At 51.4% G+C, this 19,661-nt stretch carries 20 protein-coding genes; 19 read left to right on the forward strand and 1 reads right to left on the reverse strand.

Annotation, left to right across the window (positions count from 1 at the left end; translation table 11 throughout):
* Position 1 precedes the first annotated feature (1 nt).
* The 18 genes from HB631_RS06435 (at position 2) to HB631_RS06520 (ending at position 18,347) form a co-directional block, all read left to right on the forward strand.
* Complete coding sequence (locus HB631_RS06435; RefSeq protein WP_213990328.1) at positions 2–1,048, forward strand: EscU/YscU/HrcU family type III secretion system export apparatus switch protein; 1,047 nt, start codon at positions 2–4, stop codon at positions 1,046–1,048.
* A gap of 195 nt (positions 1,049–1,243) precedes the next feature.
* Positions 1,244–1,798, forward strand: coding sequence for a type III secretion system translocator chaperone SicA (gene sicA, locus HB631_RS06440; protein WP_213990329.1), 555 nt, complete (start codon positions 1,244–1,246; stop codon positions 1,796–1,798).
* Between the two features lie 170 nt (positions 1,799–1,968).
* The gene (sctE, locus tag HB631_RS06445; protein ID WP_213990330.1) at positions 1,969–3,585 is read left to right on the forward strand and encodes a type III secretion system translocon subunit SctE; all 1,617 of its coding nucleotides are present in this window, start codon (positions 1,969–1,971) and stop codon (positions 3,583–3,585) included.
* Positions 3,586–3,597: 12 nt separating this feature from the next.
* Entirely contained in the window at positions 3,598–4,737 is a 1,140-nt protein-coding gene (locus tag HB631_RS06450; protein ID WP_213990331.1) for an IpaC/SipC family type III secretion system effector, read from the forward strand.
* Positions 4,738–4,782: 45 nt separating this feature from the next.
* A complete protein-coding gene (locus HB631_RS06455) occupies positions 4,783–5,820 on the forward strand; it encodes an IpaD/SipD/SspD family type III secretion system needle tip protein (RefSeq protein WP_213990332.1) in 1,038 nt (345 codons plus the stop codon).
* Positions 5,821–5,836: 16 nt separating this feature from the next.
* Positions 5,837–8,785 (forward strand): hypothetical protein, encoded by a 2,949-nt coding sequence (locus HB631_RS06460; RefSeq protein ID WP_213990333.1) that lies wholly within the window; start codon positions 5,837–5,839, stop codon positions 8,783–8,785.
* A gap of 67 nt (positions 8,786–8,852) precedes the next feature.
* On the forward strand, positions 8,853–9,152 hold the full coding sequence (locus HB631_RS06465) for a phosphopantetheine-binding protein (protein ID WP_213990334.1): 300 nt from the start codon (positions 8,853–8,855) through the stop codon (positions 9,150–9,152).
* Between the two features lie 488 nt (positions 9,153–9,640).
* Entirely contained in the window at positions 9,641–10,828 is a 1,188-nt protein-coding gene (locus HB631_RS06470; RefSeq protein ID WP_213990335.1) for a PrgH/EprH family type III secretion apparatus protein, read from the forward strand.
* Between the two features lie 22 nt (positions 10,829–10,850).
* On the forward strand, positions 10,851–11,075 hold the full coding sequence (sctF, locus tag HB631_RS06475; RefSeq protein ID WP_213990336.1) for a type III secretion system needle filament subunit SctF: 225 nt from the start codon (positions 10,851–10,853) through the stop codon (positions 11,073–11,075).
* A 110-nt stretch (positions 11,076–11,185) separates the two neighbouring features.
* Positions 11,186–11,485, forward strand: coding sequence for a type III secretion system inner rod subunit SctI (gene sctI, locus HB631_RS06480; protein ID WP_213990337.1), 300 nt, complete (start codon positions 11,186–11,188; stop codon positions 11,483–11,485).
* Positions 11,482–12,240, forward strand: coding sequence for an EscJ/YscJ/HrcJ family type III secretion inner membrane ring protein (locus HB631_RS06485; RefSeq protein ID WP_213990338.1), 759 nt, complete (start codon positions 11,482–11,484; stop codon positions 12,238–12,240). The genes sctI and HB631_RS06485 overlap by 4 nt, the downstream gene beginning before the upstream one ends.
* Positions 12,221–12,859 (forward strand): type III secretion apparatus protein OrgA/MxiK, encoded by a 639-nt coding sequence (locus tag HB631_RS06490; protein WP_213990339.1) that lies wholly within the window; start codon positions 12,221–12,223, stop codon positions 12,857–12,859. The genes HB631_RS06485 and HB631_RS06490 overlap by 20 nt, the downstream gene beginning before the upstream one ends.
* A complete protein-coding gene (locus HB631_RS06495; protein WP_213990340.1) occupies positions 12,804–13,451 on the forward strand; it encodes an HrpE/YscL family type III secretion apparatus protein in 648 nt (215 codons plus the stop codon). The genes HB631_RS06490 and HB631_RS06495 overlap by 56 nt, the downstream gene beginning before the upstream one ends.
* A complete protein-coding gene (locus HB631_RS06500; RefSeq protein ID WP_213990341.1) occupies positions 13,451–13,705 on the forward strand; it encodes a hypothetical protein in 255 nt (84 codons plus the stop codon). Before HB631_RS06495 ends, HB631_RS06500 begins: the two co-directional genes overlap by 1 nt.
* A 31-nt stretch (positions 13,706–13,736) precedes the next feature.
* Positions 13,737–14,303 (forward strand): hypothetical protein, encoded by a 567-nt coding sequence (locus HB631_RS06505; protein WP_213990342.1) that lies wholly within the window; start codon positions 13,737–13,739, stop codon positions 14,301–14,303.
* Positions 14,304–14,553: 250 nt separating this feature from the next.
* Positions 14,554–16,044, forward strand: a complete 1,491-nt coding sequence (locus HB631_RS06510; protein ID WP_213990343.1) for a fructuronate reductase — start codon at positions 14,554–14,556, stop codon at positions 16,042–16,044.
* Between the two features lie 102 nt (positions 16,045–16,146).
* Positions 16,147–17,550 (forward strand): glucuronate isomerase, encoded by a 1,404-nt coding sequence (uxaC, locus tag HB631_RS06515; protein ID WP_213990344.1) that lies wholly within the window; start codon positions 16,147–16,149, stop codon positions 17,548–17,550.
* Positions 17,551–17,660: 110 nt separating this feature from the next.
* Positions 17,661–18,347, forward strand: coding sequence for a GntR family transcriptional regulator (locus tag HB631_RS06520; protein ID WP_213990345.1), 687 nt, complete (start codon positions 17,661–17,663; stop codon positions 18,345–18,347).
* Here the strand turns inward: HB631_RS06520 and yajD are convergent, their stop codons facing one another.
* The gene (gene yajD, locus HB631_RS06525; RefSeq protein WP_213990346.1) at positions 18,348–18,698 is read right to left on the reverse strand and encodes a YajD family HNH nuclease; all 351 of its coding nucleotides are present in this window, start codon (positions 18,696–18,698) and stop codon (positions 18,348–18,350) included.
* A 227-nt stretch (positions 18,699–18,925) separates the two neighbouring features.
* On the opposite strand from yajD, the gene HB631_RS06530 reads away from it, so the two are divergent.
* Entirely contained in the window at positions 18,926–19,474 is a 549-nt protein-coding gene (locus HB631_RS06530) for a DedA family protein (protein ID WP_213990553.1), read from the forward strand.
* Positions 19,475–19,661 lie beyond the last annotated feature (187 nt).

Consider the following 19,661-nt stretch of genomic DNA (forward strand, 5'->3'; position numbering starts at 1 on the left):
GATGTCGAATAAAACTGAAAAACCGACCCCGAAACGTCTAAAAGACGCCTCGCAGAAAGGCCAAACCTTTAAACCCCGCGATCTTTTAGTGGCCTGCATGTTGCTATGCGGTATTCTTTGGCTGACGTCCGTGAGCTCTTTGGCAGAGCTGATGGCACTGTACCGTAATCTGATCGCCGTCAATTTTGAATTAAATATTAAAGCCTACAGCACCGCTATCATCATTTTGGCATTAAAACTGATACTCCCTATTTTGCTGATATGCCTGGTGACCTCGGCGCTGCCCACGCTGATTCAAACCGGCTTTGTCCTTGCCACCAAGGCGCTGAAGCTGAATTTCAACGCGTTGAATCCCACTAAAGGCATCAAGAAAATATTCAGCATGCGGACCATTAAGGATGCGGTTAAAGCGCTTTTATACTTTGCAAGTTTTGCCCTCGCTATTGTTATAACCTGGCATAACAATAAACACCTGCTCTTTTCTCAAGTTTATGGCTCTGGCGCCAGCATCGTTTACATCTGGAGAGAACTGCTGTTATCGCTGGTGTTGACCTGCCTGGTCTGTCTCATCCTCGTTTCGATCCTGGATGCCATCGCGGATTATTTCCTGCATCTAAAAGAATTGAAAATGGATAAGCAGGAGGTCAAAAGGGAAATGAAGGAGCAGGACGGCAATCCGGAGATTAAGTCACGGCGGCGTCAGCTGCATATGGAAATACTTTCTGAACAAACAAAGTCTGATATCAAAAGCTCCCAGTTTATAATAGCTAACCCGACGCACATTGCCATCGGAATCTATTTCAACCCGGATATCGTGCCGGCTCCCTTTATATCCGTCTTGGAATGCAATCAGCGTGCATTAGCGGTCAGACATTACGCCGAAGAAGTCGGCGTTCCCGTGGTGCGTGATATCAAGCTGGCCAGAAAGATTTATAAAACTCATCGAATGCATTCTTTTATCAGGCTGGAAGAGCTTGATGAAGTCATGCGTTTATTAACTTGGCTTAAAGAAGTGGAGGATGCCTGGCGAAATGAAGAATATCATTAATATTTTTAAAGAGAGAGGGTATTTTAAATAATTCAATGAAATTTTCTTAATATTTTGATGCCAATCACATTCACCTGGATAAAAATTCTCGCCCCACCGTTATATGGGTAAGCGATAGTTGAAAGTAATGCCAATGTAATCATGTTTCAATCGAGTCACCTTCATAATCGATGGTGGCATTTTCAGGAGTTATAAATGAGCGTAAATGATAATGTCAGTGATGATCAAATGGCGGCAATGCTGTGGAATGCGGTAAGTAGCGGAGCAACCTTAAAGGACGTGCATGAGTTGCCCGATGAAATGATGGAAGGGCTTTATGCCCACGCCTATGATTTTTATAATAAAGGCCAATTGGACGAGGCCGCGACTTTTTTCCGCTTTCTCTGCATTTATGATTTTTATAATCCCGATTATTACATGGGATTAGCCGCGGTATATCAATTGCAAAAGCAATTCCAGAAAGCGGCGGATATTTATGCCGTGGCCTTTTCCCTGGCGCAGAATGACTACCGGCCGGTATTTTTTAGCGGACAATGTCAGCTGTTGATGCAAAAAGCCAATAAAGCGAAACAATGCTTTGAATTAGTGGCGAAGCATAGCCAGGAAGAAATATTCCGCATAAAGGCCAATGCCTATTTGGAACAGCTCAATAAGAGCGGTGAAGAAAAGGAATTCGTTAACAATTCAGTTAACGATTCCGTTGCAGAGGCAATAAAAGAGGTTGTTACGGAGCATAAGGAGCGTATATGACGGATGCCATCAGTTCCCGTGATAGTAGTCGGGTTAATATTCCAGTAGCACCCGCTAAAAATGATGAGGTCGTTAAAACCGATTTATTTAACAAGACGCATATTTCTCAGGAAAAATCGCGGTCGCTTTTCAACGAATCGCAAAAGGCGGCGGAGGATTTATTGGCTGTTATGAGCAGCGATAAGGCCACCAGAATGTCAACCGCGCCTTTGGCCAACAGCGCCGCGCCGCAGTTGAAAGAACCGCAAGCATCGGCGAGTGCGGATATAAAGCTTAACGGCGGCGCCATGTTTACCTTGCTTATCGGTAATATCAAGTCACTGCTGAATCAGAGTTCACTAAAACAGCTGACCAACCGTCTGGAAATGATGCAGGCGCAAAGCTTGTCCATCAAACAGGCCGGCGAGGCATTGGCGCTGCAATTCCAGCAGAAATTGGACCAAAGCACGGTGGCCATCGAAGCCGCCAACGCGGACTTGGCATTATTGGACATCGCCGAAATGCAGCTTGCCGAAAAACAACAGGATTTTGAACAGGCCAAAAATCTGTTGAGCCAGCTTTCCCCTGAGGACCCGGAATATGCCTCAGCCCTGAGCCGATTGGACTCGGCCGAAAATGCGCTGTCCGAGGCAACGAAGCAGCGTGCGCTGGCGGAAGGGAAAGCCATGGAATCCTACCAGGCCGCCTTTGACGCCACCGCTGAATTGGATGATTTACTCGATAAATTGAAAGGGATACCTAATGCGGCGTCTTCGGTTATGGAGGAGATGCAGGGACAATTGCGCAATACCATGGCAATCATGATTTTATTAATCAATTCATTGATGAAGCTGATGAATGAGGCCAACGGGAAAAAGCTGGAAAACGATCGGGAGTTTTTACAGCGCACGCAGGAAAGCGAGCAGCGGGCGCAAAAATTGAATGCCGACAAACATGCCGAACAGGTGCGCAAACAAGAAGCCCTGAATAAAGCAATGGGCTGCATCGGTAAAATTCTCGGCGGTTTGATAACACTGGTGAGCGTCATCGGGGCAATATTTACCGGGGGAGCCAGCCTGGCTTTTGCCGCTGTGGGGTTGGCGCTGATGGCCGCCGATGCCATCGGCAAAGCGATAACCGGCGTTTCTTTTATGGAGAAAGCATTAAGTCCGCTGATGGAAAACATCATCAAGCCCATTGTCGATGCGTTGAGCAAAGGCATTGCCAAGATGCTTGAAAGACTTGGGGTAGATAGCGCGACCGCCAACATGATCGGCGGCATTGTCGGTACGTTGATTGCCGCGGCGCTGATTATCGCCGTTGTGATAGTGGGCAGAGCGGCAGCCGGGAAAGTGGCCGCCACCGTATTGGGCAAAATGGTAATTGAGGCGTTGAAGGATTTGATTCCCGCACTGTTGAAAAGTGCCCTGACGTCGGTAAATACCATGGTGAGGAACGCTGTAAAACGTATTTTGGAAAAGGTGGGATTAGCGTCGGATAAAGAGGCGATGAAACTCTACATCAATAGGCTCAACAAGACTGCCATCAGCACGGAACTGGGCTCGGAAATCATTCAATCCGCCGGCGGGGTGGCGAACGGCGCCATCACAAACAACATGCAGAAGCTGCTGGCCAGCTTCACCATGTCCACGGAAGTTATGAAGCAAATCAATGAAATGCTGCGATCGCTTATGGATGAATTCAGCAAATCTTCACAGCAGGAACAGCAGCTTATGACCATCCTTACGGCGGGGCTGAATAAAAACGGCATGACCGCTAATAGCATTCTTAAAAATTCTATAGCTTAAAACAGGAAATAAATGATGAATATGAAAGTTGATGGAAATAATTACTCACTGGAAAGATTTTCCACAGAAGCCGCCCTTATCGAGAAGGAAGAGGTTCGCCGCAAACCCTTGGACGCCGGGCAGTCTTACGCTCAAGTCATCACCGACAACATGTTGGATTCTCTGCATGGTTTGGGTACCGCCATCACGCTAAGAAAGCCCAGCAGCGCTGCGTACATGCCGGTCAAAGAGCTGCAGTCCGAGGTAGAAAAACTGTTGGCGCAGCCGGATGTTATGCGGGATTTGTCGCGACTCTCCGAGGGCGGCGTGAAGAAGGACAGCGCTAAAGAGTTTGACGTCGGTAAGTTGAACATCAGCCTGATCGCCGATCTCATCGCCAGGCTTTTAGAGTCGACTCAAAAAGGTGTCATCGCGGAAAAGATGAATAAATCCGCCATGCTTACCATGCAGGGCGACACGGCGATTGGCGTCGCAGATGCGATGCGCAACGCGGGATTGGCCGCCCTTCAAGGCGCTTTCGGCCAGGCGGGACTGGGTGTTGTGGTTGCCGGCGCAAGTTTCGGTATGCAACGTAAAGGCCTGAACCAGGAACGGGAAATGGTGAAATATGATCAACCAACCATTCATCAAAAACAGTTCGACCTGGGAAAAAACCGACTGGACCTGACCAAAGGCCAAACCAAACCCCTTGAAACAGACATTAATGCCCGGCCTTCTCGGCTGCATACCACCGATGGCCAAGATACCGCCCTCAAGCCGGACAATCCGACGGTCTCGGACAGCCACCAAGGGCATAACAAAGAGGGCGCCGGCCTTAACACGAGACAAAAAGAGATTAACGATCTTGAACGTGACCTGAAAGATAAATCCCTCACGGCGGAGAATAACAGAAACAAAGGCCTGGCGCTCGGCCAGCTCAACCATCCCATCCAGGGCATCATGTCCGGCCAGACCCAGGTTAACCAGGCCAACGAGAATGCTCAGCAGCATCTGCAGCAGCAGGCGGGACAGGCCGCCGCCGGCGGGGTGGAAAGCAGCAATTCCAATGCCCGTGAATTCGAAAATTTGTTGCAAACCATCCTGCAAAAATTAGCGGATATTCAACGGGCCCATATCGATACCGCAGGCATGATAGCCGGCAAATCCGTATAACAACGACAAGCGCCGCCGGCGAGCGCGGCGCGGAGTATAAAGACCATGGGTAATAGCACTCTCTCTTCAGCATCGGTAGCCGTGAGCACGTTACCTCTGATATACAACGACACAGTCAAATACGCCGTCGAACCGGAGCTTGACGCATCGTCGACTTCCGCCCCAGTTAATAAATATGGAAAGGATTCCGCAAAAAAAGATTCACTGCGCGCCGGTGTGATATCCGATCTGGCCTCGGCGGGTATCATCGACGTCGATGATAAAGGCAATAAAATAGTCCAATCCGTGAAATCCCTTTCAACGGCACCCATCAAGCTTGATGAGGAATGGCTGTTAGACTTCAAGTCTGGTGTGGATAAGCTAAGCAGCCTTGGCCACTTAGCCCTTGACCTGGACTCAAAAAGCCTAAGCCCTGGTGTTGATACCGACCAAATGAAAGCGCTGGCGGAACGAGCGGCCATGAGCTATACGGAGCTTTGTAGGTTAACCGAAGAAGGTCTCGATACGATTAAGGCACAATATCTGGACGTATACCAGAATGTCATTAAAAAGTTTGAAACTTTCTACCGGGATTTCCAAGCCATAAATAGCGGAGTGTTCTCTTACTTTACACCTCATACGGATGATAAAGGCAATACCACCCACGAACTCAACCCTGAGCTGTTGGAAAAAATGAATGTATTAATCAATTCATATTCCAGCGGGGATAAAGGCGTTCTTTATCCGGTCTCCGGCACCGCGACACAGGAAGATGCGAAAAAGTGGGCGACGGAATTGGGATTACCCGACCATTGCGTGGAAAGTTCAGGTAGCGGTTATGTGGTAAGGGTGGACCTCACCGCGTTAAAAGACATACGTAATAATCTCGAGGAAATGAAGAATTCAGGCTCCATATCCGCTTTTCAATTAAGCGCCTGGAAAAGCGGTTTTGATGGACAGGTCACGACAGTGAATACCACTCTGCAATCTCTTTCCAACAGGTATGGCAGTGCTCAAGGGGTTTACGACACCGCGGTTAAAATGTTCAGTTCATTAATAACTTCCTTGGCTGATTCAATTAGACAAATTCTTGCCTCTTTTTAGCAAAAGGTGAAAAACGATGACCACAATTGGCATGACAACAACGGGCGCTTTACGGGAAACCTTTGGTAAAAACCTTTTTGATGTTTCGCCTAAGCCTGCTCTAGCGCGCAATCTGACGAGAGCCCGTAATTTTCCAGGAAACACTGTATCCGGTAACAGGCCGATTCGTGCCAATTCTTTCAGTGGCGCAAACAAAACCACGAAGGCTGGCAACGCTTCCCGCGGTAGATCGCTCTCCCTTAGCAACATTTTTTCAGATGGCGAAGAAAGTGCTGATAATGCTCATGAAATTGATAAGACTGGCGATGACAGAGAGTCCAGCACCGGCGGATTTATCGACTCCGCAATGGATGAGGGCAAACTGCCTTCACCTCAAATCGATCTCGATGATTTTAAGCATAATTTCGAAAAGACCAGTTTGGAATTGTTTTTTGCCGCTCCAGGTCAACACAAGGGTCTACAAGGATGGTTCAAGGCCTGTAACAATGACATTGTTCTTACCCGTTTAAAACGCATCGCCACCGTCTACTCACTGGCTTATCAGGCCGCGCCAAACCCTGAATCGATGAAAACCGTCAATAAAGTCATGGCGCAACTGATCAACAAAATAAGTGCGGACAAGCTGGATGACAAGTCCATCTTCGGCACACGCCATTCGAGCAGGCAAAAAGCCTATTTCAAGGTATTGGACCTGGAAAATCAGCTGGTGGCCGCCTTGTCGGAAATTGTCGGCGAAGGGCCACTGGCCGCCGGCCATGCTTTACGCACATCAGGCGCGAACCCCTTTATCCGCTCTTACATCGAGCAAAAATTAGGCAAAAAACTAACTGAGGAGCAAGCCCATAAAATTGGCGATCTGTTCGACAGTGCCGCCCTGGCTCAATGGGACGCTGTCTTTAAGGGCATTGAGCATCACAAAAGCGCGAAGATAGACAATGTCTGCGCCGCTATCAATATGGTATTGAAGCTGCCGAATTTATTAAGGGATATTGATTTAACCAAGGTTGATCCGCCGCCATCGGCTGAGGTGTTTACGGACAATGACCCCAGGCTGGAACCGGCCTCTGCAGGGGTCGAGGGTGGCGAACCTGTCTTTGTCCACAAGCAAGACGACAAAGGTGCGTCTACGGCGGGCAATACTTACAACATTACCATTCACGCTAACGACAACAGCATCCATTTGAATCGCACCACCTATTATGTAGGCGGTCAAGGCACTCAGTACAGGACGAACGACTTCCCAAAACCCGCGTCCGCTTATTTTAAGGGCCAGACCCGTCCGCAGCCAGCTTCCATCGGCATCCAGGCCGACCCGGCCCGTCCGCAGCCGCAGACGGCTTCCATCGGCACCCAGGCCGACCCGGTCGGTCCGCAGCCGCAGACGGCTTCCATCGGCACCCAGACTGATAATGTGAGGCATAACCCTCAATCGGAAGCGTCTTCAAGTCGGCAAGTCTATGGGCTAGCGTCCAACATTATCGGCTCGCGCCCGGTAATTTTCCAAGGCGCACAATTAGTCGCGTCGCTGATGCGGGTATCTGGCCTGGATTTGCAGCGGACAGGCGTCAGTAACGTCGTGTTTGGCGATAAACATGTCCCGCAGGTAGGCGCCTCAAGGATAGAGCATGCCCAGGTGCATCATGTGCCGCTGTCCGGCAGCGATGCGACCGTGGGTAGGGTTACGCATGTCCCGCAGGCAAGCGCCTCAAGGATAGAGCATGCCCATCTGCATCATGTGCCGCTGTCCGGCAGCGATGCGGCCGCGGGTAGGGTTACGCATGTCCCGCAGGCAAGCGCCTCAAGGATAGAGCATGCCCAGCTGCATCATGTGCCGCTGTCCGGTAGCGATGCGGCCGCGGGTAGGGTTACGCATGTCCCGCAGGCAAGCGCCTCAAGGATAGAGAATGCCCAGCTGCATCATGTGCCGCTGTCCGGCAGCGATGCGGCCGTGTCTAACGATAAGCCTGTCCCGCAGGTCGCCATGACAGGCACCGCCCAGAAAGTTTCCCGGCCAGTGGACGAGTCGCAGCCGGTAATGCTTACCAACCAGGGCAGACAGCTATCGCAATTACCTCGCAAACAGCCGGTCGTGAGGCATTTCGCGCCGCTCAACGAAGAAAAAGTCGATTTGATCGCCGCAAGGAACCGGCTGAAAGCGAGTGAAACGAATGATTCTTCGCCCCGTCTGGACGCATATAATCTCCGGGACGAAGGCATACAGACCGAGGCAGGAGCCAGCCGGGCATCGTTAGTTGATAAGGCTGCCGCTGCTGTTGCCCAAAGCACTACTCTGAGCGCTACTCTGAGCGCTACTCTGAGCACTATAGAGAGCGATGTGACGCGTTCCACGGTTATTTATTCGCAACCGGCGGCGACTAAACCAGCGCAATTTGCCGCATCGCTGGTCCGAACGCCAGCGCGGGATTTGCCGCTGACTGGCCAAGCTCAAGATTTGATTGACCGGGTTAAACCCCTGGCTGGCCAAGCTCAAGCTTTGACTGACCCGGTTAAACCCCTGGCCGACCTTGTTCGACCGATGACCGACCCTGTTCAACCTTCGGTTGACGATAAGCATTTGGCACCGACAACCGGCTCAGCCACATCCCTCGATAAGGCACATTTTCGGGATCAGGCACATTCCGGGAATCAGGCACAAAATATGCCACAGTCCGGCATCGGAGAAGCAATGGACAATGACAAGCCTGCCGTGCAGGGGGATAGGCTGACTACCGCACCGATTAATCCCCAGCCGGCGGTATCGTTTCAACCAACGGTACTCTCTGCACAAGGTCTTCGGCGAGCGAACCATACCCATGGCAACTCGGGCGTAATTAATTATGTGCCGATGAATGAATTGCCGGAAGCGTTGCCAACGCTGTCCAATGGCGAAAAGGATTATACGTCAAAACGCCTGGCCGCTTTTAAACCCCGAGGCAACGGTATAAAACAAAACAGCAAGAGTTAAAAAACGGCTTACCGCTATAGGGCGGTGGCCTTTTTCCGAACAGGTTAACTCGCGAGGTGAAAATAGTATGAACGATACATTAGCGACGCATTCCGTTGATCCCATCAGCAAGCGCTTGCATGCCATGTTAGCCTATAGATTAGGCCGTCAGGACAGTGAAATTCAGGATCACTTTAATTTGGTTAATGAGTTGTATGTTGATTCACTGGATCTGGTTGAAATTGAAATCGGCATTTCGGAAACGTTCGGCGTTAATCTTTCAGAAAAAGAGATGCTTGCTATGGAAACGGTCGGCGATCTTTATCAGATCGTCAAGGCCCATATTATTGAGAAACAAATGCTCGGGAATTCCATAACCGCTGAATAATAAATCTTTAATGCTATCGTCAATTTGAATTTCCCCCGTGGCAAAATGTCAGTCAATGGGCACGGCGGGGGGTTATTGATTCAATGATATTCATCAGCGGTATTTTTTACGCTGGCGGCATATATCATAAGCGGCGGCCTATGAAAATAGACGTTTCATTACCTAAATGAAGTATGATTATAGAGATGTTGAAGTCTATCCTGTTAATATTCATTTAGAATGCTAGCTATGCTACTCCTTCATATAATTAGGCGCCGGAAAAACGTGAACGTCTTTGAGAATTCGAGGGGTGCCTGCAAAAATTCTTGATATCTTAAAGAAAGTATACGATAGATTTTGGTGAGCAGCGCGAAAACGTTCAAGAATGAAATTATTCTGCGCCATTATTATTGGGGATACTTTATCAGATTTTCATCATGAAGTGGTGTGGGGAAACAGATTATACTCCATTTCATCATGATCCCATGGAATGCTAATAAAATCTTAATATGTATACAGAACAAGATAGATTGGTCAATCCCCATGACGTTATAGCCGTCCGATTACTGAATGGGATATTAAAAGGATGTGAATATCATCTTTCCGCCGGTAAAACCTTGTTTATCGCGGCGGGGGGGGATGAGCTGGATTCCGGCTCGTTACCCTCATTTCCCGAGGACAGCGTGCTGTTACTGGTGGAGGGTGAACGCGTCAATTTTGAAATCATCACCGCGCCGGCTACCGGCGAGGTCGCGATTTTACGCGTATTGGACAATTCCGAGGCGCGGGATCTCATAATGGAAACCAATCGGGCCTATACGGTTGGCAGCCTGATGCTGGCCATACGGAAAGGGAATGAAAACTGGTCGGAGGAAATCCTGAATTTTCAGGCCGAAAAGACACCCGAACCCGTTCCCTTGCGTGGTGCAAATCGCACCCGTTGGATTATAGCCGCCGTGGCCAGCACAGCAATCATTGCGTTTTTCCTGGTGGTATTTCTGGGAAAATGGGATGTCCAGCAGCGTGAAATCACGGCGCTGACGGATCAACTGAGCAATGAGCCGGAAAAGTACCGGATACTTCCCGGACGCGACGGCACGATGTATGTGCTGGCGACGGATGAACGGGACGCCTCCTGGGGACGTCAATCCATGGCACGGGGCAAATCGTCTCAATCGGTGAATGTCGCCAGTTATCAGGAGGAGGCGCAGCGCATCGAGCGTTGGCTTGGAATGAATTACCCTTTCCTGAAGCTTCACCAGTTCAGTCTCGAACAACCTGGACAACCGGTATTGTTGATAAGCCGGCAAAGAAATTCGCTGGAAGAATCGGAAAAGAGTGTTTTGCATGAGGAATTAATGAAGCAATTACCTTATGCGCAGGATGTTCAACTCGGCAATATCGACGATCGGGCGGTCGCCACCGCGGCGGAAGAAGGCATTAAAAAACTCGCCGTGCCCTATACGCGCATAGATAACGCCGATAGCGTGACGTTTGTCATTACCGGCGCTTTAAACGACGGCGAACGCCAACGAGTGCGTTCTTTTGTTGAAGAGTATGAGCGCCGCTGGAATGGGCATTATGTGCAATTCGCCGTGGAGCTGAAGGATGATTGGCTGAAAGGGAAATCGTTTAAATACGGGCATCTTGGCTACGTCAAAATGACGCCCGGTCACTGGTATTTTCCTAAACCGTAATCAACTTAACGAGGGATTTATTATGGGTTCAATAACACAAATTTATGATGCGCTGGAGCCTAGGGTCAGGGATGCGAATATAGCCGTTCAGGACGCGCTGGCGGTGGCTACGGGAGACCCGTCCAACCCGACGGCCCTGGCGCAATATCAGGCTGTTCTCAATGAATACAGCATCGTCCAGAGTTTGAGCGCAACCGCCATCAAGAAGATAGCCGATCTCGATTCATTAATATTATCGAAATTTTAGCTCTATTCACTCTCATTGATTATAGCCTGAGCGTGGGACACGCATTCCGTATTTCCCAGCGGTAATTGTCCGGCGGTAGTTGAAACAGTATCAAATAGTAAGGAAAGAGTATGTCTTTGAACAGCATCACCAAGGTCAATCCCAGCCATTCCGTGGATATCAGCCCGGGGATCGGCGAAGTGACCTCCCTCAACGATATTATGAAGGAGAGCTTGGCCACAACCACCGCCGACATTAACGCCGAAAAGCGGAATATCACCAAAATGATGAGCCCTGAAAATCTGGCCGATCCCGCGGCCATAGGATTAATTCAAAAGTCGATGCTGATATACAGCAATACCGTGGCTTTTATCGGCACCGCGGCCCGTAAAATAGTCGCCACAGCGGAAACGCTGCTTCGTTCATCATGAGAAATGTGCCGTTATTGCTTGCCCCGCTGCTGGTTTTGGCCCTGACAGCCTGTAAAGATGAACCCTTGCTCAAAGAGCTGGATCAGCAGCAGGCCAACGAAATTATCGCCACCTTGCAACGGAATAATATTGAAGCGGCCAAGTCCGATAAAGGAAAAACCGGCTATAGCATCAGCGTTCAGAAAGGGGATATTCCCGCGGCGGTGGATTTGCTGAAAATTCACGGCCTTCCGTCGCGTCCGCGCATGGAAATCGCGCAGCTGTTTCCCAGCGACTCGCTGGTATCGTCGCCGCGGGCCGAAAAAGCCCGGCTCTATTCGGCCATAGAACAGCGGTTGGAGCAATCTCTCCAGACCATGGACGGCGTGCTGTCCGGCAGGGTGCACGTCAGCTACGATATTGACTCCGGTGAGACCGGCCGGGCCTCGGCGCCGATACATCTGTCGGCGCTGGTAAGCTATCGGGCCGATGCCGATCCCTCGCTGCTGATAAGCGACATTAAACGTTTTCTGAAAAACAGTTTTAATCAGGTGGAGTACGACAATATTTCCGTGGTGCTTTCCAAACCGCCTGCCTTGCAGCACCAGCCGCCCATGGAAAACCGGGGGGGCAAGAGCGGGGGATTCAGCGGCATAATCTCTATAGCGGGGGGCGTATTGTTGTTGATTGTCCTGGCTTTTGGCCTGGTTTACTGGCGCAAGGCAAACACACCGCAACCGAATCGGATCGCCGCTGATGAAAACAACGCCCCTTGATACGATATTATTTGATCCGCTGTCGTGGATGCATCCGCAACGTTTGGCGCTGAAACCGGGATTTACCGACGTCCGCCAGCGTTCCATTATCAACGACATGATCATCGAGGCCCATGGCTGGTCTACCGAGCGTCCGGTTTTGCCGGAGATCGGTTTGGTCTCGCATTTTGTTCACCAGTGGCGTTTATTGCCCCAGGTCGCGTTATTGACAGCCTGCCAACGTCATCGGGCGGCGCTGACCCGGCAAGGCCGATTACTGTCCCTGCCGGTTTGGCTACGGCGTTTTGCGCAACTGAACATTGTGAATTCCGCCGCCGCCATAACCACATCGTCATGGGAGCTGCAAACCTTATTAGCCTGGGGAAAATACGAGCTTGCCGTCTGCGGACAGCCGTTGCCGGAAGCAATCCGGCAGCGTATTTCCCTGTTATTTCCACCCGATCCGGACCGGGATGATAATGCCTGGGTGCGATTATCCCCCAATCCGTTATTAATTAAGCTTGCCTTTCAATATGCCAAGAGAAATCCCGATACGCCGGATGCCGCCGAGTTTAGGCGGTATTGTGATCACGCGGGCGCAGCTAAAGCGGCAACGCCAAAGCCTCGATGTTTTACATGACGCGCGCCGCCAAGCCAGTAAACTGGTGAAACAAGCACAGGAAGAAGCGGACGCTATAGGTCATCAGGCATTCAGCGAAGGTTATCAGGAAGGCTTATTGGCCTCGGCCGCCTTGGTCGCCCGCTTTTTGGCGCAGGAGCGGCAACTGGCCGTGGATTTGCAGCACCGTATCAACGAACATGCCCGGCAACTGCTGTCCTCCGCGTTAAACCATCCGGACATTTTGCTTGAATTGGTGGAGGAGTGGCTGGCGGCATTACCCGAAACGTCCTCTCCAGACGTCCTCGAACTGCTGATTCCGGAGGCGGCCCGTAAATCCCATGTCGCCCTTAAGCAGAAGCTGGCCTCGGTGTGGCCGGGTAAATTCGCCCTGGCCTACCATGACGATTGCCGGTTTGTGATGAAATATGGCGATCAATTGGCTGAGTTCGACGCCGATGCGTTTATGGCTGCCGGTATGCAGCGCCTTGTTTTAATGGATACATTGCCGGAACAATGTCGGGAGCTTAGCGAATCGGCCCTGTTCAAGCTTAACCAGATTTTTTTACAATTTTCGCCCGGCGATAACCGGGACCAAGGGGAAGACAAATAATGACGGTATCGGTTCAACAGGTGGGAAACCGTCCGCTGAATTCAGCGGCGGATGAGTCTGCGGTGGTCAGCCTCGAACAGCGCGTCCAGGCCGAGATGCGAAAACTCGAAGCCGGGAGCGCGGTCACACAGGATAATGTCGATGAATCGGATAATCTCGAATTATGCAGGGGGTTATTAATGAAACAAATCACGAGGGATATGGTGATGAAAAAAGACGACATGTGGGACGAGTGGAAGAAAGAATGGTTTTAATATCGGCAATATATAAAAAGGAGGGCAAGCAATGAATGTCCGTGCCCTGGCGACAATAGCGGTGATGTTGATCCTGACCGGCTGTGCGTCTTCGCCCTTGAAATCCACTCAAAAAGAAACCCCCCGCGGCACCTATTTAAACCAGGTCGCCAATCCGGGGTGCTTGCCTCGAGCCTCTGTGAACAACACCCTTACCCCGCCGGTGCTGTATCAGGGCATGGTCAGCTGCATCAAGGCCAATAACCTGAATGACGGGGTGCTGCTCTTCGCCCTGGCGGGGACCTATTCCTATTTCGACGCGCTGCGCGTGGATACGGACCAGGCCAGGCAGGCGCACTCCTCGATGCTGGGAGAAGCGCTGAAATCCATTAATAACGATCAGCAGCAGGCGTTTTGGCGGGCGATTAACGGGCGCTTCAGCAATAAACAACAATTGGCCGCGCTGTGCGGTCAGGTACAGGATATCGGCAAGCCGGTCTATAACCCGGCTTATGTTTTGACATCGCAGGGCAGCGCCGGGGCAGGGGACATGCAGTTATGGAACCGCGCGCTGAACGGTTATCTGCATTGCGCCACCGATGTTCTTAATATCAGATAATTCCCTCAATACAAATACCCAGTTCCACAACCCCGGTTTATCAGCGAATAGCGGCTTAGACGCCGGGGTTGTCTATACTTTCCGTTAAACTGTTGTCAGGTGCGCCGTTTGTGCCTCCCATGATACTCTCACAGTGGTAAAAATCGCTTAATGAGCGAAAACTGTGACTTGCCTCAAATAATGCTAACATCGATACTTGTATGGTAGTAGACATTAATGGGTTATCAATCTGACTACGCAGGACAATAAAGTGCAACTGACAACCAATACGTTAAAACACCTGGCCGGCCGGGTAACCATCCCGACCTACGATCGCGACAAACTGAAAATCCGTATCCTTCATCTGGGATTCGGCGCCTTCCATCGGGCCCATCAGGCGGTGTTCGCCGATCTGCTGGCGTCCGAGCACGGCAGCGACTGGGGATACTGCGAGGTTAACCTCATCGGCGGCGAGCAGCAAATCGCGGCGATCAAGCAGCAAGATTTACTGTATTCCGTATGCGAAATGAATGCCGACCATTGGAACGGTCGGGTGGTGGGCGTTGTGCGCCAGGCGCTGCACGGTACCGTGGACGGCATCGATCGGGTGCTGGAGGCCATGGCGCAGCCGGATATCGCCATTGTTTCATTAACCGTGACCGAAAAAGGCTACTGCTACCTGCCGTCCACCGCCTCCATTGATAAAGAAAACCCGCTGATACAGCATGACATCAATCATCCCCGGCAGCCTCAATCGGCCCCGGGCGTGATTATCGAGGCGCTGCGTATTCGCCGTGAAAAGGGATTGCCGCCGTTTTCCGTCATGTCCTGCGACAATATGCCGAATAACGGCCATGTAACCCGCAATGTGGTGCTGGCGTTGGCAAAAGCCGGCGATGCCGGACTGGCGGCGTGGATTGAACAGAACGTCAGTTTCCCGTGCACCATGGTGGACCGGATCGTGCCGGCCATGACCCCCGCCAGCCAGGAAAAAATTACCGACCTGCTGGGCGGCATGACGGATGCGGCCGGGATTGCCTGCGAGCCGTTCAGGCAATGGGTTATAGAGGATAATTTTGTTGCCGGCCGGCCGGAATGGGAAAAGGCCGGGGCGGAGCTGGTGGCCGATGTGTTGCCCTATGAGGAAATGAAGCTTCGCATGCTCAACGGCAGCCACTCCTTTTTGGCCTATTTGGGTTATCTGGCGGGTTATCAGTACATCGACGCCTGTATGGAGGATGAACATTATGTCCGCGCCGCGCGTCAGCTAATGCTTAACGAACAGGCGCCGACCCTGCATACCGAGGGCGTGGATTTGAACGCCTATGCCGAGTCGTTGCTGGCCCGTTATCGCAACACCGGCCTGAAACACCGCACCTGGCAAATCGCCATGGACGGCACCCTGAAACTGCCGCAGCGCATGTTGGACTCCATCCGCTTTCATTTGTCGCAAGGCACGCCTTTCCCGCTGCTGGCGCTGGGGGTTGCGGGCTGGATGCGGTATGTCGGCGGCGTGGACGACCAGGGCAATGCCATCGATATCAGCGATCCCCAAAAGGACAAGCTGGCTCAACTGGTGAAGTCTTCCGCCGACGGCAATGAGCGGGTCAAGGCGCTGCTCTCTTTATCCAGCGTGTTCGGCGACGAGCTGCCGGCCAATGAACTTTTCGTCAAAAGCGTTTGTGATGCCTATGCGCTGATTAAAACCCACGGCGCAAAACAGGCGGTAAGCAACGTTGCGGGCGGCGGCGATAAAGCTTAATCGGCCCCTTACCCCACCAACGACCCGACGAAACGGCCAACGCCTTTTTGTCGGGCCACTCCTCTTTGATGTTGATTTGCACTCCTTTCATGAGAAGGCGTTATGGAATTCATTGGTAAAGATTTCATGTTAACCAACGAGGTCGCGCGCGAGATCTATCATCAGTACGCCGCCCATCAGCCTATTATCGACTACCACTGCCATCTGGATCCGCGGACGATTGCCGAAAACAAACCTTTTGCCACCATCACGGATTTATGGCTGGAAGGGGATCATTACAAATGGCGCGCCATGCGGGCCAATGGCGTAGCGGAAGAGAAAATAACCGGTAACGCGCCGGCGGTGGAAAAATTCCAGGCCTGGGCGGAAACCCTGGATTCCTGCATCGGTAATCCGCTTTATCATTGGACGCATCTGGAGCTGAAGTGTTATTTCGGCATCACTGAAACCTTGAACGGCGATAATTGGCGGCGTATCTGGGATCAGTGCAATCTGTTATTGCAACGGCCGGAATTTTCCCCCAAGGGTCTTATCCGTCAATCCAACGTCGCGGTGATTTGCACCACGGATGCACCCACCGATACGCTGGAATACCATGACGCCATCCGCGCCGACGACGCGTTCCCTTGTAAAGTCCTGCCCACCTTCCGGCCCGATGCGGCTTTGGACGCCGAGGGCGAAGCCTTTATTCATTTTGTCGCGGCGATGGAACAACTCACCGGTAAGGATATCAGCCGATTCAGCGATTTCACCACGGCGCTGGAAAACCGGGTGGAGTATTTCCATCAACACGGCGGTCGCCTTGCGGATCATGGCTTGACGGAGGTGAACTATCTTGCCGCCGATGAAAAGACCCTGGACGCATTATTGGCTAAAAAATGCCGCGGTCTGTCGTTGACCCCAACCGAGAAAATCCAATTTCAATCCGCGGTATTGCTGGCGTTGGCCGGGGCATATACCAGACGCCATTGGGCCATGCAAATTCATTTTGGCGCCTTGCGCAATAATAACACCCGTCGCTTCAAAGAGCTGGGGGCCAATATTGGCTGTGATTCCCTTTGTTCGCAGTCAGATATTGCACAGCAGCTCAATGCTTTGTTGGATGCCATGGATCAGCGGGAAAGTTTACCGAAAACCATCCTTTATAATTTGGATCCGGCGCAAAACGACGTGGTCGCTTCGGCATTGGCAAATTTCCAAAGGCCCGGGACGGTAAGATCGCCCATGCAGTTCGGGTCCGGCTGGTGGTTCAACGATACCCGCAGGGGTATGGTCAGGCAATTGACCACCCTGGCGGATCAGGGGTTGCTGATGAATTTCGTCGGCATGTTGACGGATTCACGCAGCTTTGTTTCTTATCCCCGTCATGATTATTTCCGGCGAATTTTCTGTAATTTGATCGGGCTTTGGGTTACCGACGGGGAAATTCCCCATGATATGAAATTACTCAAACGACTCACGGAAAATGTTTGTTATAACAATGCCCGGGACTATTTCCAATTTTAGCAGAATTTACCTATTAGAATAGAGCTGCGGCAAGCAAGAGACTAATCTACCGGGAGCAGGTATTATATCGGATAACGTTGGTGAGTTTTGCAGGAGAAGAAAACGCTCGCATGGATACATTAATTCCATTCAATAATAACGAGCCGGTAAATCAGCAAATTTATCGGCTGCTGCGCAAGGATATCGTCGAGTGCGTTATTCCTCCGGGCAAGCTTTTGTCCGAAAAAGAGACGGCCACCCGTTTTGATGTCTCCCGCCAGCCGGTGCGGGAAGCTTTTATCAAGCTGGCGGAAGCCGGACTGGTGCAAATTTTGCCGCAGCGCGGGACCTTTGTCATGCGTATATCCGCTAAACGGGTGGCGGACGCCCGTTTTATCCGCCAGGCGCTGGAGTGCGGCATTGTGCGCCGGGCGGCATCCGATCGGACGGAAGAACATGTGATGATGCTGGAGCATAATTTACACCGCCAGGAGCTGGCGGCGCAGAATCGGCAAATGGGTGAATTTTTCGACCTGGACGACGATTTTCACCGGCTGCTGACGGAAATAACCGATTGCGCTCTGGCCTGGGAAATCATTGAGTCCATTAAGGCCACCATGGATCGGGTCCGCTTTTTAAGCCTCGGTGCGATTTCGCCGCCCCAGAGCCTGATTGATCAGCATTATCAGATTTTCAACGGCATCCGGGACCGGGACCCCGATAGGGCGGAAAAGGCCATGGGCGATCACTTACAAGCGATTATCTATACCATCACCCCCATCGCCCAACAAAACAGCGATTGGTTCGAAGATAAGTAGTTAACGGTTTTTCTTGTCCAGCAGCGTTTTCAAATCAGCGAAAGGGTTATGGGTGGCCACCCCTATATCCTTTTGCGCATCCTCTCCGGCCACCACCGTGGTACCGTACTGATCCGCCTCGGTATATTTCGAATGTTCGTGATCATGGCAATAGAGGCATAACAGTTCCCAATTACTCCCGTCCGCCGGATTGTTGCTATGATCGTGATCGATATGATGCACGGTGAGTTCGCGCAGATTGGAGTAGACGAATTCACGGGTGCAGCGTCCGCAAACCCAGGGAAAAAGCTTCAGCGCCTTTTCACGGTAGTCATTCTCGAGCCGCGCGTAGTTTTTGGGTATATATGCCATACGGAACCTGTTCTAAGCCAAGTACAAAGGATATAGAGTTATACTAACGCCAAAACAGGGCGAATTACCATGTTTTAACCCGTGGCGCCGCGATGAAATCCTCGTGGAATCTGGTAAGCCCGGCGACAGGAACTATGCTGTAATAACAGTACTCTTCCGGTAGGAATGCCGGCTGGCAGTAGCGGATTTACAGGAAATCGAATACCTTGCATATTACTCATTTTATCATGCTCTACGGCTATTGGGCGTTATTCATCGGTTGCCTGGCCGAGGGAGAGACGGTGACGTTGCTCGGCGGTCTGTTGGCCCACGACGGGCTGCTTCATTTTTGGTATGTCGCGGCGGTCGCCGCCCTGGGGGGAACCACCGGGGATATGCTGCTCTATTTTATCGGCCGCCGGTACGGTACGGGTTTATTAAAGCGCTTCAAAAAGGCCCAGCCCAATATCCAGCGCGCCAATAGGCTGATTCTGCGGCATCCGTTATTGTTTGTGATGGGGGTGCGGTTTATGTATGGGTTTCGCCTGGTGGGCCCGCTGATGATTGGCGCCAGCAGACTTTCGCCCCTCAAGTTCATTATCTTTAATGTTATCGGCGCCGTGCTGTGGGCCCTGATTTTTGTCACCCTGGGCTACCTTGGGGGCCAAATGGTCGCGCCGTGGCTGGCCAAGGTCGATCATCACCTGAAATACGCCTTTTTCCTGTTGGCGGTGGTGGTCGTGGTCTGGCTGCTCCCCAGAACAATTCGCTACTATCTCAAGCAGCGCCGGTCTTAGCAAAAGCCGCTTTAAACCCAGCCAAATCAGGGCGGGAAGCAGTCACTGGTTTTTTTTGTGATTCAATTCTCACCGGTCTATACACTCGCCCAAAAATACCGTAAGCAATGGATACAATTCTGGGCTTTTGACCGCTGCCCGCACCATTGCCGTTTCTTATACTGCTGCCTTACTTCCTGTAAAACGC

The sequence above is a fragment of the Sodalis sp. dw_96 genome, assembly GCF_018449575.1.
Lineage (GTDB): Bacteria > Pseudomonadota > Gammaproteobacteria > Enterobacterales > Enterobacteriaceae > Acerihabitans.